This window comes from Flagellimonas oceanensis, assembly GCF_003992595.1.
In the GTDB taxonomy this organism is placed as follows: domain Bacteria; phylum Bacteroidota; class Bacteroidia; order Flavobacteriales; family Flavobacteriaceae; genus Flagellimonas; species Flagellimonas oceanensis.
Genome location: NZ_RZNA01000012.1, coordinates 1 through 17,470 on the forward strand (window position 1 = coordinate 1; position 17,470 = coordinate 17,470).

The 17,470-nt window shown below is 42.8% G+C and carries 14 protein-coding genes; 7 read left to right on the top strand and 7 right to left on the bottom strand.

The features are described from left to right. Positions 1-38: 38 nt before the first annotated feature. Entirely contained in the window at positions 39-1,016 is a 978-nt protein-coding gene (locus tag EO132_RS03910; protein WP_127136700.1) for a transposase, read from the bottom strand. A 295-nt stretch (positions 1,017-1,311) separates the two neighbouring features. Between EO132_RS03910 and EO132_RS19155 the strand changes: the two genes are divergently transcribed. The 7 genes from EO132_RS19155 (at position 1,312) to EO132_RS03940 (ending at position 9,051) form a co-directional block, all read left to right on the top strand. Then, positions 1,312-1,464: a hypothetical protein gene (locus tag EO132_RS19155; protein WP_162987794.1), complete on the top strand. Its 153-nt coding sequence runs from the start codon at positions 1,312-1,314 to the stop codon at positions 1,462-1,464. Positions 1,465-1,481: 17 nt separating this feature from the next. Beyond that, entirely contained in the window at positions 1,482-2,318 is an 837-nt protein-coding gene (locus tag EO132_RS03915) for a DUF932 domain-containing protein (protein WP_121847507.1), read from the top strand. A 98-nt stretch (positions 2,319-2,416) separates the two neighbouring features. Then, positions 2,417-2,881 (top strand): hypothetical protein, encoded by a 465-nt coding sequence (locus EO132_RS03920; RefSeq protein WP_225621365.1) that lies wholly within the window; start codon positions 2,417-2,419, stop codon positions 2,879-2,881. A gap of 91 nt (positions 2,882-2,972) precedes the next feature. Continuing rightward, entirely contained in the window at positions 2,973-4,157 is a 1,185-nt protein-coding gene (locus EO132_RS03925; RefSeq protein ID WP_121847508.1) for a TolC family protein, read from the top strand. Positions 4,158-4,177: 20 nt separating this feature from the next. Continuing rightward, positions 4,178-4,438 carry a hypothetical protein gene (locus EO132_RS03930; protein WP_121847509.1) on the top strand — a complete coding sequence of 87 codons (261 nt, stop codon included), beginning with the start codon at positions 4,178-4,180 and terminating at the stop codon, positions 4,436-4,438. Positions 4,439-4,450: 12 nt separating this feature from the next. After that, entirely contained in the window at positions 4,451-5,956 is a 1,506-nt protein-coding gene (locus EO132_RS03935; RefSeq protein WP_121847510.1) for an efflux RND transporter periplasmic adaptor subunit, read from the top strand. 11 nt (positions 5,957-5,967) lie between these two features. Beyond that, the gene (locus tag EO132_RS03940) at positions 5,968-9,051 is read left to right on the top strand and encodes an efflux RND transporter permease subunit (protein ID WP_121847511.1); all 3,084 of its coding nucleotides are present in this window, start codon (positions 5,968-5,970) and stop codon (positions 9,049-9,051) included. Positions 9,052-9,156: 105 nt separating this feature from the next. Here EO132_RS03940 and EO132_RS03945 read toward each other — a convergent pair whose 3' ends face one another. The 6 genes from EO132_RS03945 to EO132_RS03965 form a co-directional block, all read right to left on the bottom strand. Beyond that, positions 9,157-9,459, bottom strand: coding sequence for a PepSY-like domain-containing protein (locus tag EO132_RS03945; protein WP_121847512.1), 303 nt, complete (start codon positions 9,457-9,459; stop codon positions 9,157-9,159). A 187-nt stretch (positions 9,460-9,646) separates the two neighbouring features. Then, positions 9,647-11,800 carry a DUF5916 domain-containing protein gene (locus EO132_RS03950; RefSeq protein ID WP_121847513.1) on the bottom strand — a complete coding sequence of 718 codons (2,154 nt, stop codon included), beginning with the start codon at positions 11,798-11,800 and terminating at the stop codon, positions 9,647-9,649. Between the two features lie 41 nt (positions 11,801-11,841). Then, positions 11,842-12,915: an efflux RND transporter periplasmic adaptor subunit gene (locus EO132_RS03955; protein WP_121847514.1), complete on the bottom strand. Its 1,074-nt coding sequence runs from the start codon at positions 12,913-12,915 to the stop codon at positions 11,842-11,844. Between the two features lie 33 nt (positions 12,916-12,948). Then, positions 12,949-15,591 (bottom strand): efflux RND transporter permease subunit, encoded by a 2,643-nt coding sequence (locus EO132_RS03960; RefSeq protein WP_205780309.1) that lies wholly within the window; start codon positions 15,589-15,591, stop codon positions 12,949-12,951. Next, positions 15,528-16,085 (bottom strand): efflux RND transporter permease subunit, encoded by a 558-nt coding sequence (locus EO132_RS19660; protein ID WP_205780308.1) that lies wholly within the window; start codon positions 16,083-16,085, stop codon positions 15,528-15,530. Before EO132_RS19660 ends, EO132_RS03960 begins: the two co-directional genes overlap by 64 nt. A 3-nt stretch (positions 16,086-16,088) precedes the next feature. Next, on the bottom strand, positions 16,089-17,462 hold the full coding sequence (locus EO132_RS03965) for a TolC family protein (protein WP_121847516.1): 1,374 nt from the start codon (positions 17,460-17,462) through the stop codon (positions 16,089-16,091). Positions 17,463-17,470 lie beyond the last annotated feature (8 nt).

A 17,470-nucleotide genomic window follows, 5' to 3' on the forward strand; every position in this document is an offset into this window, starting at 1 on the left:
ATATACTCTATTAAAAACCAAATAAAATCCTCAATATTTCAATTCAATTGTCTTGGATCATTACAAATATGGTTCATATCATATGGTTTTCGACTCTGGATTACACCATAGACAGTTCTGAGCATTTTATTGGATACATTGTTCATGATCAAGAAATAGGGTTTTCCTTCCAGTTTTTTTCGTTCTGCATATAGACTATACTCTTTATTGTGTGTCACGGCTGTCTTGGCGGCAAGGAACAACAGAGATTTCAGCTTTTTGTCGGCCATATGGCTGGTCTTGGACTTCATAGACATTTTCCCGGACGAATTGGGATACGGGCATACCCCTGCAAAGGCAGCAGCCTTTTTGGCTGTATTGATACGTTTGAAATTTTCCGTTTTGATGATCAGATTGTTTGCAATTACAGGACCAATACCTTTGATACTGGTAATAAGCTTGTAGTTATCATTTAAATCGGAATCGTTCTGAACGATTTTTTCAATTTCCTTTTCGATGGCATCAATTTCATTTTCCAGATTGGCTATCGCTCTCTGATAGCTTCTATGGGCCACAATGCTCTGGGAAGGACTGTGCTTTCTTGTTTTCTGTCCCAACAAAAGTGATGTCCTGCTCTTTGACAACTGTTCCCGCAAACTGTAAAGTTCCTTAAGTTCTTTGACCGATTCCGACCTTGGTTCCATAAAGCGTAATTCTTCCACAAACCTCTCACCATATTTCCTGATACGGTATGCGTCCTTTGAATCGCTCTTTCCCCGTTGCAATCCCAAGCTGTGCTTTATGTTGTAGCCAGGGACCAATGCTATTTTAATTTGGAACTGGTAACAGAGATGAACTAACAGGTCACCATAGCTTCCAGTATGTTCAGCTACCAGGATGCAACTATCTTCCACTTGTTTCAAAAAGCTGCAGATACCTTTAAAGTCATTTCTGACAACCCTCTTTTTCTCTTCACCTGCAAGAACATAGCTTACGTCAAATTTATCTTTGGAGAGGTCGATTCCATATATTCTCATTAAAAGTCTTTTTAATGTTCCCTTTGAGCGGCTTAAATCGTTAGTGGGTTATGCCCTTAATACTCTCTGGCTTAGGCTCAAATAACTTACCGTACTTAATATAAATAGTAGATTTCTTCTATTCCGTTTCTAAAGCTAATGCAGTAAGTGGAACTGTTGATTTAAGGTTAGAACTCTATCTGTTCCAACAATATTATTTCTATCGACTAAGTAACGATTCCGTTTCCTTTTGAGCTGTGATTTTAGCTTCCGTTTGTTCGATGCTCAAATATTGTTTAACTAAAATTTCAACATTATGTCAACAAAAGCGAAGATTTCGGTCGAAGAAGCCGAGGCACATTATGAATCCAGTAGGGAAAATTACACGATTGAAGGTGCCGAAAGCCATCTGGCCTATTACCGAGAAAAGCATCCAGAGTATTACGCTCTATTATCACAAAATGTTTAACCAAAAATTCAGAAGCTATGTATTTACAAAATTTGCAACAAGATGAGATTTTCGTTTCCAATGAAATGAAATCCTTGAAAAGTTTGACCCAGATGGAATCCCGTCGTGGGCTTGAAAACGCCATCATCTCGAATGGTAAAATAGTCAACGTGGTATCAAAAAGCTACGGACACATTCCAAACCAACTGTTCTTCAAAAAAGCAGAATTAATGCTGGTTGATGCTGGACTTAACTATCATAAGCGAACCATCAACAAGAACGATAGGTCGTTTATCACCGACTTTATCATTGACGACAAAAGCCAATTTACGGTTAAGAATGATAAGGATTTGATACTGCCAATGCTTCGGTTCAAAAATTCGTATGATGGTAGTGAAAAGACCTCTGGCCATTTCGGGTTCTATCGAAAGGTGTGTTCCAACGGGCTACACGTTTCACAGGCTGAAATCGAGTTTTCGATTAAGCACAGTAGGAATAACACAGACCTTATAATGCCAAGGTTAAACAACCTGTTTGATAAATTCTTGGACAACGAGTTCTACACCATTACCAAGAAATTTGACAAGATGAAGGAATTTAAAATCATCGATACCAAGGAATTTGTGAAAGCTATTCTTGACAGAACGAAACTGTTCTGCTATGAATGTAGCGATAAGAACAGCGACCCATCTAAAAAGTCTCGTGAAGTTCTTGAAATTCTCAATTACGAAGCCTTGTTGCTCAATGAGGAACCGAATCTTTGGATAGGTTATAATGCCTTTAATTCGGTATTGCACAATGTACTGAAAAAGAGCTTTGGCCAACAGGAACGACTTGATATAAAGTTGTTCGATGAAGTGTATGCCCTGGCATAGCTTTAAAAGGTTTATCCAGTGCCTTAAACTGGATTTTTTAATGAAACCCTGACATTTGATTAAAAAAAGACTGAAGCTAAAAATTTAACATTTTCAGAATGTTTGTATATTTGCAATCGATGCAAAAAGCAAATAAAATAGCAGCAGTTTTCTTCTTGGGCCTGTTTGGCCTTATGGTGCTGCATCAAGCATTTCCGCATCTGCATCATCAGCACCAGGATTCGCATTCCCATTCCCATTCGGATGTTGCCCATACGGGCGAACACCACCATCACGATAATGGTTCGCACGAAGACGAAGAATCACCATATGGCTTTTTTGGGTTCTTTATGGATATGCACGTCCATTCCACGGTTTCAACCGATATTATTGTCGAAAGACAAATCGTTGAACACCGTACCGATACGAATGAGAATGTTGTAAAAACCTATTCTGGTTTTCAAGAACTATATTTTATTGATAAGAGGCGAAACAACGACCCGCCGCTTTATCATCCGCCCAATCACTATTTTAATCCTTTCCTTTCATCCCTCGATTTACGGGGGCCACCATCTTTAGGTTAATCGTTTGGGATTATCTATCTATTAGGTAGAAATCCTATTGAATTTCAGGCCTGTCTCTTATCAGGCAAGATTAAACCTAAATTTTCAAACAATGAATACATACATCGTGTCCGCGATATGCGGATGCCTGTTCTTCGTTACTGGTTTCTCTCAAGATAGAAATATAGGGGAGCTACTCAACGAAATAGAACAGAACAATATAGAGCTGAAGGCCTATCAATCTCTTATCGATGGCCAAAAGCTTCAAAACAAGAGCGGCAACAACCTGCCCGACCCACAGCTTTCAGGATACTATCTGCCTTTTGGCGACCATCAAACCGATGACTATACCGAGTTCGAAATCTCACAATCCTTTGAATTTCCTTCGGTATATGCAGCCCGTAACAAGTGGAACAACCTAAAAGCAGAACAGTTGCAGGCAGCCTATGGCGAAAAACGCCAGGAAATACTGCTAAAGGCAAAAAAATGGTTAATAGATTTCTTTATACTTCAAAAGCGAAAAACCATTGAAGATGAAAGAAAGAAACAAAGCCAAGAGGTGTATGAACAAATGCAAGAGCTTTTTAACAGAGAGCAAGTCGGCATTTTAGACCTCAACAAAGCTAAGGTAGCTTGGATTCAGGAGCAATTTGTGGTGGAACAACTGGAAGCGGAAATCCAAAATCAAAAAACAGCTTTGCAGGCTTTAAATGGAAATCAACCGCTTGGGTTGGACAATCTGCAATTGAATATTCCATTTCAGATACAAACTGTAGCCGATTTATGGAATGAGAAATTGGCCAAAGATCCGAAGATTTTGGAGCTCAAAGCTTATGAAGCCGCAGCACAACAAAACGTGAAGTTGGAAAAAACCAAAATACTGCCAGACCTTTCATTGGGTTACAATTACCAAGGGGTCAACGGCAACAACTATTCGGGTGTTTATGGAGGGTTGACCATTCCTTTGTGGAACAGTAAAAACAAAGTAAAAGCGGCAGAAGCCAATTACAAATACCAGCAGTCCAACACACAAGTTGTACAACAAATGCTGTATGCCCAATTACAACAAGAGTACAATCAGTACCAATTATTGCTCGAGAAGTACACCGAATATCAGGACACCATAGAAACCCTAAATAGTGAGGAATTGCTCTTTAAAGCTTATAGCTTGGGAGAATACTCGTTTTTGGAATACTATATGGAAGTGCAATTCTATCGGGACGCCACCGATAGAATTTTGCAAATGGAAAAACAGTTGCAGCTTTTACAAGCACAATTATTAATACATCAGTTATAACAATTTTAAAAATTAAAAAGATGAAACATTTATCAAAAATACTAATGGCACTAATGGTAATGGCAGCAATCAGCCTTACAGGATGCCGGGAAACAAAAAAGGAAGAAGCCCAAGATGACCACGGTCACGAGCATAACCCGGACGGCTCTCATATGGAACAGGAGGACTTGAAGCAGGAAGAATTTACGGTAGGTCAGGACACCCTTCAAAAGGAAGAACACGGCCATAGTCACGATGACGACCACGGACATTCCCACGATGATGACGGACACCAACATTAATAAAAGAAAAAGATGAAAAAGTATTTAATAATTGTGCTTGCCTTTATGGCAGTAGCTTGTAAACAGAATCACGAAGATGAACACGCCCACAACGCTGACGGGAGCCACGTAGGCGAGGAGACCCCGAGATTGGATTATACATTGTGGACGGACAATACCGAACTCTTTGTTGAGTTCCCGGCATTGATTGTCGGGCAACCCAGCAGGTTTGCCGCACACTTTACAGTTTTGGATAACCACCAACCCGTACGCGAAGGCTCGGTAATAGTCAGCTTGATAAAAGGAGACAATGGTTTGCGTACCACAGCAGATGACCCTTCTTCCCCAGGAATTTTTTCACCCACCATCCAACCGAAGGAAGCGGGTGTACACCAATTGGTTTTCGACCTTTCCACACCGCAATACAGTGACAACATCGTGATTAAAGACGTGATGGTCTATCCCAATTTGGAGGAAGCCCAAAAAGCGATAGGCAATGCAGGTGAAGAGGCACCCATTTCCTTTTTGAAGGAACAGGCCTGGAAAATCGACTTTCAAACGGCGCAGGTCACAAAAGGGGAAATTTACGATGTCATCATTTCATCGGGTGTTTGGCAACCTGCTCAAGGTTCTGTAAAAACGATGGTAGCCACGGCCAACGGGACGGTCAATTTTACCACGACCAACCTGACCGAAGGTATGGAAGTCAGACAGGGACAATTGTTGTTGAACGTGAGCAGTCAGGGATTGGCGAACAACAATCTGAGTGCCGAGGTCGCTTCCGCGAAAGCGAAATTTGAACAAGCCCAATCAGAATACAACCGTAAAAAGGAACTCTACGAGAGCAAAATCATCCCAAAATCCGAGTTTGAAAAGGTGGAGAGCAACTATGCGATTGCCAAATCACAATATCAGTCCATCGCTTCGGGCGTTTCGGGTGGTAGCAAGCAAATCCGTGCACCCTTTAATGGTTTTATCAGAACGGTGAATGTATCCAATGGCGACTATGTGGACCAAGGCGCTGTCTTGATAAGTGTAGCTACTGATGAGTCCAAAGTGTTGAAATCACAGGTGGCACCCACCTATGGCCTGACGATGCAAAACATCAAAGGAATGTGGTACCAGACCGAAAAAGGTGATTGGAAAAACATTTCAGATTCCGAAGGCGAAATATTGTCCATTTCAAAAGATGTAGAAAGGGAAAGTCCGTTGATATCCGTGTTTGCCAAGGTAAACGATGTTATAAATGTTCCCGACGGCAGCTTGACCCAGGTTCAGATTGCAATGGGCGATGGAGAGCAAACCACGCTGGTACCCGAGTCGGCACTTTTGGAAGATTATGGGAATTACTCGGTAGTTCTGCAGCTCGGTGGCGAAAGTTTTGAAAGACGACCCATAACCATCGGGAAACGCAACGGTAAAAACGTGGAAGTCTTAAAAGGATTGGAAGTTGGCGATGTGGTAGTCACTACAGGAGCCTATCAGGTAAAAATGGCATCAATGTCCGGTACCACACCGGCACACGGACACGACCACTAAAAAGGAGATTTATGTTGACTAAAATATTAAAATTTTCCCTTCATAATCGTTTGATGATTTTGTTGGGAGCAATCGTATTGAGCGTATTGGGAATTTACTACGCCAAAACGATGAATGTCGATGTGTTCCCGGACCTTACCGCACCAACCGTAACCATCTTAACGGAAGCCCACGGAATGGAATCGGAAGAAGTGGAAAAATTGGTCACCTACCAATTGGAAACAGCTATGAACGGGTCGCCCAATGTAAGGCGTATCCGCTCATCATCCGCCGCAGGGATTTCCATTGTTTGGGTAGAATTTGAATGGGGTACGGACATCTACAGAGCTCGACAAATCGTGAGTGAGCGTATCCCGATGGTGCGTGAAAACTTGCCCGAAGGTATTGGGGCACCCACAATGGCACCCATTTCATCCATTATGGGAGAGATTATGCTATTGGGCGTAACGTCCGATAGTCTGTCGCCTATGGAACTGCGAACGCTGTCCGATTGGACTATCCGCCCGCGTATCAAAGCCATTGGTGGCATTGCCAACGTGGTGGTCATAGGTGGCGACTACAAACAGTATCAGGTATTTGCCAATCCTGAAAAATTGAAGCACTACAACGTGAGCTTGCAAGAATTGGTAGAGCACGTAAAGGAAGCCAATGTAAACGCACCAGGGGGTATTGTGAACCAATACGGAAATCAATACATCATTAAAGGAAGCGGTAGGGCCTACATTTTGGAGGATTTACAGGAAGCCGTGATAAAACAAATCAATGGGCAGACTATTAAAATCAAGGATGTGGCAACCGTTCAAATCGGTGCGTCCGATAAAATTGGCGATGGCTCATTGAACGGCAATAAATCAGTTATCCTCACCATTTCAAAACAACCAGATGTCAACACTCTAAAATTAACTGAGGATTTGGACATCGCCATTTCCGATTTAGAAAAAACCTTACCGGAAACTGTAGAAATCAAAAGTCAAATCTTCAGGTCGTCGGATTTCATCAATGCGTCAATCAGCAACTTGAATTGGACACTAATGGAAGGGGCATTCTTTGTCGTAATAATTTTGTTTATCTTTTTGATGAACTGGCGCACCACGGTCATTTCATTATTGGCCATTCCCATATCCCTGTTGGTCTCTATAATTATTTTACAATGGATGGGCTATACCATCAACACGATGAGTCTGGGCGGTATGGCAATTGCAATTGGCGCATTGGTCGATGATGCCATTATCGATGTGGAAAATGTCTATAAGCGCTTGCGCGAAAACAGCCGACTGCCAAAAGCAGAGCGGAAATCGATGATTACAGTCGTTCGAGATGGTTCGGTGGAAATTCGGAGTTCCATCATCATTGCGACATTAATCATCATTGTGTCTTTTGTTCCCTTATTCTTTTTAAGCGGAATGGAAGGTCGATTGTTGCAACCTCTCGGGATTGCCTTTGTAACCTCTGTATTGACCTCATTGGTCGTGGCCGTTACGGTAACACCCGTATTGTGCTCGTATTTATTGAACAAGGAAAAACTGCTCAAAAAACAAGCCGAAGGCACCAAAGTAGAACAATGGTTGCAAAAACACTATGCTTCCACTTTGGATAGGTTTATTAAAATACCAAAAACCGTGATTGCGGTAACGGTCGTTGCATTCCTGTTAAGTTTGGTCGTGGCAACCCAATTGGGACGAAGTTTTTTACCCGAATTCAATGAAGGTTCGCTGGTGATAGCCGTGGTTGGACCACCGGGAATGTCGCTGGAAGAAAGCAATAAGGCAGGCAAGCAAATAGAAAATCTACTGCTGGAGATGCCTGAAGTCGATGTGGTAACCCGAAGAACGGGACGTGCCGAATTGGACGAACACGCCCAAGGCGTAAACGCAGGCGAAATCGATGTACCGTTTACTTTGGAAGACAAATCAAAAGAAGAATTTTTTGAGGAGGTCCGCACCAAGTTGAGCGTCGTTCCTGGTGTAAATATCACGCTTGGCCAACCCATCGCGCACCGTATCGACCATATGCTTTCTGGAACACGAGCCAATATTGCCATCAAGATTTTTGGTTCGGATTTACAACGATTGTTCGAGTTGGGGAAACAGGTAGAACAGAACATCAAATCCATCGATGGACTGGCCGATGTGGCGGTTGACCAACAAATTGAAGTGCCACAAATCCGCATCAAACCCAAGCGTCCCATTTTGTCAGCGTATGGTATGACCGTCGGTGATTTAATGGAACAGGTAGATATTGCCTTTGCAGGTGAAGAAGCAGGTGAGATTTATGAAGGACAGCGCTATTTCGATTTGGTGGTACGCTATGAAAAACCCTTTCGTGACAACGTGGAAAACTTTAAAAACATCTTGATTAGCCTGCCAAATGGTGGGCAGACCGTGTTGGGCGAACTGGCAATGATTCAATCGGTCAGCAGTCCAAATACCATCAGCCGTGAAGATGTACAACGGAAGATCGTGGTAGCGGCCAATGTTCAGGGAAGGGATTTGCGAAGTGCCGTGAACGAGATTGAGGATGTGGTGAATTCCACCATCGATTTTCCCGAGGGGTACCGCGTACAATATGGCGGGCAATTTGAAAGTGAATCCAAAGCCTCGCAACTGTTATTGATTACCGCTATTTTGGCAATTGGTGTCATATTCCTGTTACTTTATTATGAGTTCAAAAATGTAAAACTGGCCTTTGTAGTGCTCATTAATCTTCCCTTGGCATTGATTGGTGGTATTCTCATTGTGTACTTTACATCAGGAATCGTAAGCATCGCGGCGACCATAGGATTTATCAGTCTCTTTGGTATTGCCACAAGAAACGGTATCCTTTTGGTTTCCCGTTACGAAGATTTGCGAGAGGAAGGTAAGACAGGTATAGAACTGGTTAAAGCTGGTGCCTTGGATAGATTGAACCCAATTCTGATGACCGCCTTTACCACAGGATTGGCATTGATTCCGCTTGCGCTAAAAGGCGGGCAGCCGGGAAGTGAAATTCAAAGCCCGATGGCGGTGGTCATTTTGGGTGGATTATTGTCAGCCACTTTACTCAATTTGATAGTCATACCGTGTGTGTATGAGTTGGTAATTAAAAAATCCGAATAGCTTAAAATGTTTTGATTAACTAAAAATCCTGTCCGTACTAATAACTAAAAGGACAGGATTTTTACGATGAAATAATTTCTAACCACACCTTGTTCATACTGCATGCTACTCTGTAGCTACAACCTTCCCTTGCTGGTCGAAGTAGATTTCCAGATGTTTATCGTCCGGGCTCTCCAGTTCTAATTCATATAAAGTTCCCTTGTCGGTTTCAACTTTTTCTACTTCTTCTATTTCCCAGTCCTTGTATTCTGAGCTCTCAAAGGCAGTCTGTACAGACGCCGGTAAGTCAGCATATTCAATTTCCTCTTCGCTGATTTCTTTAAAATTGTGGTTCTTGTTTTCGCAGCTTACTGTTACAGCCACGAATAACAAACAAGGTATTACAAAGCATACATTTTTAAATCGCATAATAATCTTTTTTTATTTCTTACTAAAACCCATTTCAATGATACAAACCGATTCTGTAGAAATTCGGGATTACAAGGAGAAGATTTATTGTCTCATCTGTGTTGCGAACTTACTTGAATTAACTATTTCAAATAAAATCAATTACCTACATTGTACCACATTAAACAGGTATCTGGTAGTTTTCTTTTTAAATCACAAATCTCCATATCAGTTTGCCCAAAATAGTTGTTCTTTCAAGTGTCCAGCTATTTCCCGAAGTGTCGTAAGCTTGGTTGACGATGAAAAAGAAATCAGCTCCGATAATTGGAATCCATTGCAAACGGAAATTCAGAAGTACTTCTTCATCTTCACTGTTCCACTGGGAAAACAGGGAGCCGAATAGATTCGGGTTTACGGCATACTCTATACGGTTACCGATCAGGTCTGTATCAAAGCTTCCTTCCGGCAAGTCAATCCAGTTTTTTTCGTAGTTAGCAGCGATCTTTAGATAACGGCTTGTTCTCCATGATAGCTCAAAAGCACTTTGGGTACTCTTTCCTTTAAAAAAGTTTCCCCAGTTAAAATACGTATCGAGTGCAAAGTTTCGACCGCTGAAAGTAGCGGCTTGTATTTCCATACGGTTGTACCAATACTCTCCTTCAGGAATGACAATTCCTTCCGTAATCTCAAATGGTTCTCGCAGACCTTCCGCTCTCCTTTGGAGGTTAAACTCAAAGGATTCCCCACTACGTGTTTCAAAGCCTAATGGTCTGATTTCGTAGAAAAATGATTGCAGTTCACCTGTGTCGTCAAAAATGAAGTAATTCATGTCCAACCCTTTAAAACTGAACTGTCGTATCCATTTGAAATGGTTTTTAGGTCGGGGTTTCCATTCAAGTTCAGTATAAAACTCCTGGAAATTTTCCCTGCGCAGAAAACCCACTTCCGGATTGAAGGGGGTGGCACTTCTTTGCCAAGCCATATCAAACTCAACTTTATCGTTGGGATAGCTCAGGTAAATACGGTGAGCATTGGCCCTGGCATCAAAATCATCAGAGTTAATGTTTTGTGTGAATGATGCACCAATATTCAGGTTTTTGTCACCAAATAATTCGGACATACTGTAAAGCCCATATCCTCCGGTTGTGCTATGCCATCGTCCATTTTCGTATTTATTGGCAGATAAAATGCCTATGGAAGATTGTTTCAAGACATCCTGCCTCCAGCTTACAACTGTATAATTGGTAGAGGGTATGCTGTCCCTACTGGCTGTCTGCATGGACAAAGCACCCAACGTAGTATTTCCCATTTTACCCAATACCCTTGCCCCTGCGATTATTGGAACCGTAGAGCGATCTTCGGCTAATCCGATCCGCCTGCTATAAAAAGGGATTATGCGGTTTCCCATACCCATATCAAAATAGTCTTGTCCCTCAAGGAAAAATTCCCTTCGTTCAGGGAAAAACAGTGGAAATCGGGTAAGGTTGATCTGCTGTCTGTCGGCTTCAACCTGTGCAAAATCTGTATTAATGGTCAGATTCATACGGAGGGTAGGTGTGATAAGGTAATTGATGTCGCCACCGGCATTCAGTTGTCCCTCAGACTTTTCTGGTGTTAATTCCGCACCCCCGATTGAATAAGGCTTGATTTCAATAAAAGTTTTACTTTTGATATTGTCGAGATCGGTCAAAGTACCAGCCCTGTTCACCAGCTCTAGTTCGGAATCACGAGACCAGCCCTGCCATAGTAATTGTTCCCTTTTTCTGCGAATATTGCGCTCAAAATTGATACCCCAGACCTGCTGATCTAAATTCGTTTTAAACTTCAGGGTAGAAAAAGGAATGGCTATTTCCGCGAACCAACCTTCGTTCGTTATCGCTGTTCTGGTATCCCATACACCATTCCAAAATTTGTTAAAAGACCTACCGTTGTTTAAAATCTGCGCATCGGCACGGGCACCATTAGGATTGATTACAAACAGAAATCCGTTTCTGTCGTCATCGTAAGTGTCTATGATGACCTCAAAGTTGTCTTCTACACCCCAGTTGAAATCCCGTTTCATTTCGCGGGCTACAAGATTATCCGGCTCCCTATCGAAACCCCAAAATCCGATGTATAGGGTATTGGCCGTATAGACAATGGCCACTTCCGTTTTTTCAGTTGCCGGCTCCCCAACATTCAGTTCGCGTTGGGTAAAATTGCTTATGCGAACAGCATTTTCCCAAACAGGTTCATCTAATCTTCCATCAAGCTGAATTGCATCATCTGTATACTTTGCATAAATCGTGTTTGGTAAACTTACCTGGGCCATGCTGCATTCTACAATCATCAGTAAACCTATGACAAAGAATAGTCCTTTCATATTTTCCTAAAATAGAAACCGATTCTGTAGAAATGTGGGAACTAGTTTACAGGCAGACCTTCGGACATCTCCTCATTGGGCTGCAGAAGGATTTGATCCCCTTCATCAAGTGCGCCAAAAATCTCAACCATATCTTCATCTTTCATGCCTGTGCTGACTTCTACCCATTTTAGTTTGCCATCCGCTACTTTTCCCACAGCTTTTCTTCGGAGGGTGGTCAAGACCGCACTATGAGGTACCCACAGACTTCCATCCGGACGTTTGATGCTTAATTGAGCTTCCGCAAAAAGTCCAGCATTCAAATTACCCTTTTGATTATCCACAAGAAATTCCCACATCTCTGTACGGGTGTCCGGATCTATACTTTTGGCTCGCCTGTAATAATCTGCCTTAAATACTTTTCCGGGAAATGGTTCTACACTAAATGAAGTAGAATCCTCTGCTATGGAACTTCCGGTCAAGGCCTCAGGAACTGGTAGCTTCAAACGCAATTTTTGGTTGTTTTCGATTATCAGTAAAGGTTGGTTATCTATATCTCCCACAAGATTTCCGGGATCTGTATTTCTTTGCGTTACAACCCCAGTAAATGGCGCCCTAATTGTGAGATAATTAAGGAGTTGCCGTTTAGCTCTGGCGGTAAAATCCAATGCTTTTAGCCGAGTGCTGTCCGACATGGCTTTGTTTTTTGCTTTAATCAGTTCGGATTCTGAGACCGTACCTTGTATTTCGGAAGCTTTTAGCAATCGGGTATACGTATCCTCACTACTCATATAGTCCGCTCTGGCTGACTCTACATCGCTCTGCGCTTCTGAATAGGCTGCCTGAATTTCTGGTGCTTCTATCCTGATCAGGACTGCTCCTTTCATTACTTTATCTCCAATGTCTACCCGCACTTCGGTAACATACCCCTGTACTTTGGCATTCAGACCAGCTTTTTCAAAAGCCAATAATTCCGCAGGAAGCATCAGGGTATGTCTGGAGTTATCAAAGCTTAACTTTATGGTTTCTACTTTTTTTGACGACTCGTTTTTGCTTTCCATCTTATTGTTTTCAACACTACTTGAACAGGCTGAAACGATGGCTGCATATAAAATCGGTATTATATATTTTCTCATTATTCTTAAATTTTACTCTTTTCAGGTTTGAAGTTATTGCTGTTCAAAGTATGTACTCTGCTCATCATCTGGATCAAGTGACGGGCTCTTATAAAGTCTTCTTCCGGAAACCTGCCAATAGACGGACGGCAAGATGAATACGGTTGCAAACACGGAGAACAACAATCCGCCTATCACTGCAATTCCAAGCGGGGCTGTTTGTTCGCCGCCTTCACCCAGCCCTAGCGCCATCGGTAGCATCCCTGCTATCATGGCTATGCTGGTCATGAGTATGGGCCTCAGGCGATCCTTTATCCCTTCCAGGTGAGGGTTTTGTTTTTGTTCTTTCCGATAATGCTCTGCTATGGTAACAAATAATATGGCATTGGCCACTGCCACACCTATAGCCATGATACTGCCCATAAAAGATTGAATGTTGAGCGTGTTCCCGCTTATCCAAATCAGAAGGAACGAACCAGCAACTACGGCAGGAATAGTGGATAGCACTGCGAAGGAAAGCCGGAATGACTGAAAGTTGGCTGCCAGCAGCAGAAATATCACGGCTACTGCCAGTAAAAGGCCGGTACTCAATTCATCAAAGGTTTGAGAGAGCGGTTCAGCAAGTCCTCTGAATTTAACACTCATCCCTTCGGGTGGTTCACCCATAGCATTTACTTCATCTTTAAGCGTTTTAATGGCACTTCCCAGGTCTTTATTATGCAGGTTCCCGGTGATGGTAATGAACCGTTGTTGGTTCAGACGGTCGTATTCCCCAATCATGGTAGAAGGTTCCCATTTACTCACATCGCCCACATAGACGGTTTTCCCGTTTTCCGACTTTAATGGAACTTTTTCGACATCATCGGGTTGATCCACCATATATTGAGGAAATTCTACCTGGACCTGGTATGCATTGCCCGATCCGGCATCCAACCAATAATTGGGCTGGGTGAAACGACTGGAAGAGGTGGAGGCTGTTACAGAGCGGCTAATGTCTTCAATTGTTAGGCCTAACTGGCCTGCCCGGACACGGTCATATTGTAAATCTATGGATGGATAGTTAAGTGGAATACCAAATTGCACATCACGCATAAACGATACGGTTTGTACCCTGTCCTTTATTTCTTGGGCATATTTACGTGATTCCGAAAGGTTTTTGCCCTGAACAGCTATCTCTACTGATGTGTTGGCTCCCTGGCTCATTACTTGGTCAACCAGGTCAGCCGGTTCAAAAGAGAGCTGCATTTCAGGTATGATTTCTGTTACCTTTTTTCTGATATTTTCTTTAATTTCATCAAGGGGCTTTCCTGTCTGCTGTAGCTTGATCTTTATAACAGCTTCATGTGGCCCACCTGTCCAGAGAAAGATAGTATTGACCGGGTAGCTGGGTGGTTGGATACCGACAAATGCCGATGTAATCTCAACATTTTCTTTACCAACCACTTCGTTTACCACTTCCAGAAACTGCTTTGTTTTCCTTTCCGTATTTTCAATGCGGGTTCCGTCAGGCATTCTTAAACGAACTTGCAACTGCCCGGAATTGACTTTTGGAAATATCTCCGTACCAGTAGACTGCCAGAGTACCGCAAGCATGGCAATAGTGGTTATCAGGTAAATACCGATGGCCCACTTGCTCCTGTTTGTAATACCCTTTGTATATCCTACAACCCGGTTTCTAAACTGTTGGAATTTTCCTTCTTTATTTTGAGTAATATGGTCTTTCAGAAACCAATTGGAAAGAATAGGAACCATTGTTTGAGAAAGTAGAAATGAAGCAATCATGGCAAAACCTACAGCCAATGTAAGCGGTAAGAACATGGCCCTGGGAGTGCCAGTCATAAAAAAGGAAGGAACAAACACGGCAAGAATGCTGGTCAGGATAAGAAGTTTGGGCAATGCAATTTCTTTGCAGGCATCCAGAATGGCACGGCCCTTTTTCTTGCCCATTTCCTGATGTCGGTGGATATTCTCTATTGTCACGGTCGATTCATCCACGAGAATACCTATTGCCAGCGCCAGTCCGCCCAATGTCATGATATTGATCGACTGTCCAGCCAGATAAAGGCACACTACTGCCGATAATATGGCAAGTGGTATGGTAAGAATTACAATTAGCGCGCTTCGTCTGTCACCAAGAAACAGCAGTACCATAAGGCCAGTAAGCACTGCTCCAAGAGCTCCCTCAAAGGACAGGTTTTTCAGGGAATTGATTACATAGCCCGACTGATCAAATTCATAGCTCACTTTAATATCGTCCGGCACAGCAGCCTGCATTTCCGGCAGGCTTGCCTTGATGCGTTTCACCACATCCCAGGTTGATGCGCTGGCTCGTTTGGTTACAGGAATGTACACTGAGCGGCTGCCATTGATCAGGGCATATCCTGATGCAACATCAGACCCATTTTGTACTTCAGCTACATCCTTTACATATACCGAGGGCCCGGAGCCCATCTTTAAGGGAATATTGGCCAGTTCCTGGATATTGCTGACCACCGTATTTTGGTTAGCAATCAAAAGTTTGTCCGCAGTTCGGATATTTCCGGCAGGCGAAATGGTATTGTTCTTGGCAATAGCCATGACGAGTTCATCCGGACTGATATTATAACTGCGCAGTTTGGAAGGGTCTGCCTTAATCAGTACAGTACGCTGGTTTCCTCCAAAAGGGGGGGGGCTGACACACCCGGTATTGAAGCAAATTTTGGACGTACCTTAAAGAGTGCAAGATCTTGTATTTCACCCAATGACCTGGTTTCACTGCTAAAAACAAGTTGGCCTACTGGTGCACCCCCTCCGTCAAAACGCGTGATGAACGGAGGTACTGTCCCCGGAGGCATAAAGGCCCTGGATCTGTTGACCTGGGCTACCACTTCCGCCAAAGCCTGAGACATGTCGGTGCCCTCATGAAAAATGAGCTTCATCAAGGATACGCCCTGAATAGTTTTGCTTTCCACTTCCTTTATCCCATTGATATACAGAAAATGGTACTCGTAATAAGAAGTCATAAATCCTTCGATTTGATTAGGAGCAAGACCACCGTATGTTTGGGCCACATAAATAGTGGGGGTGCCTAGTTTTGGGAATATATCAACTGACATATTCCGGATTGACAATACCGCAAAAAACACGATGGCCAAAAGGGTTACCATGACGGTTATGGGTTTTCGCAGTGCAGATATTATTAGTTTGATCATCTCCTATAATTGATTTAAGAATATTTCCAGATTACCATTGACAGCAGCTGTATACAATAGTGCTTTCCAGGCTTCCCAATAGGATTTTCGTAGTTCTATTTCCGCAGTAATCAGTTCGTTTTGGGATTCAATCAGTTCCGTAAAGCTCATCAACCCGGCCTGGTATCGGGATTGTGCGGCTTCGTAAGCATAAAGAGCATCCTCAACCTGGTACGGAGTCTCTCTTGCAATAGCCATTGCTGTTTCTAAGGCCTTATCAGCTATGGTTTTTTGTTTATTGAGGGTCAGTCTCACTTCTTCAAGTTGCTGTTTATAAGCTTCAGTTTCCCATTCCTTGGCTTTCCATTGGGTTTTGTATCGGCTGATTTGGGTCAGCGGCATAGTCAATTGTAAACCCAGGCCATAATTGAACCGGGTCAGATTAAATCCATCAGTAGGATTATTGACAAAACTGTTACCGTTGTTGTCAAGCTGAACCCCCGAACCTCTGCCATAAGCGGTGCCCCATACACTTAAAGTAGGTAACCAGCTTAATTTTTCAGCTTTAAATTGGTATTGTGCGGCATTCCATTGGGCTATGGCCAGGTTTTCCTTTGGATGAATCACCCCTGAAACTTCTGGCAACCTGGGAAGTACTTTAAGAAAGGTAGAATCCGCCAGGTTTTCTGGCAAATCAGCCGCAATTAACTCAGACAGTTTCTCTTTATATTCATGAATGGTATTTTGTTGTTGCAGTATATTGATTTTCACCTTGGAAAGCTCCGTCCTAAATCGTGCAGTATCCACCCCTGAAACCAGCCCTGAATTAGCCAGGACCACAGCCTGTTCGTAATTTGATCTCGATCTTTCCTGATCACTTTCCAGTAGATCAAGAATTTGCATAGCAAGTAGATAATCCAGATAGGTACTCGATAGTTGAACGCTATGCTCTAAAAGTGTAAGATCCTTTATGGAAGTGCTGGCCTCATGGGTGCTTTCCGCTGCCTTTATCTCATTATTTCTTCTTCCGAAAGTGTAGGGTTCCCATTTCATGAGCAGACCGGCAGCTGACCCCCAAACCATATCATTTAGATTCCTGGCAGATGGAGGCCCACTTACAGGTAGAAAATATTCGGGGAAAAACATTCCGGTAATGTTGTTATAAGTAACATAATTAATGTAGGTGGAGGCGGAAACTTCTGGAACCAACAATCGTCTGGTGGATTTTACCTTCTCTTCAGATGCCCGCTCAAGAGACGCTGAGGCAAGAATTGCCGGATAATTTTTCTTGGCAGTGTCCAGTAATTGTACAATTGTCGGTTGTGTTTGAGACCGTACATTTGTCCAAGAAACAGCAAGAATAGATGCCAACAGGATAAGCTTGAATTTTCGGATCATATTCAATT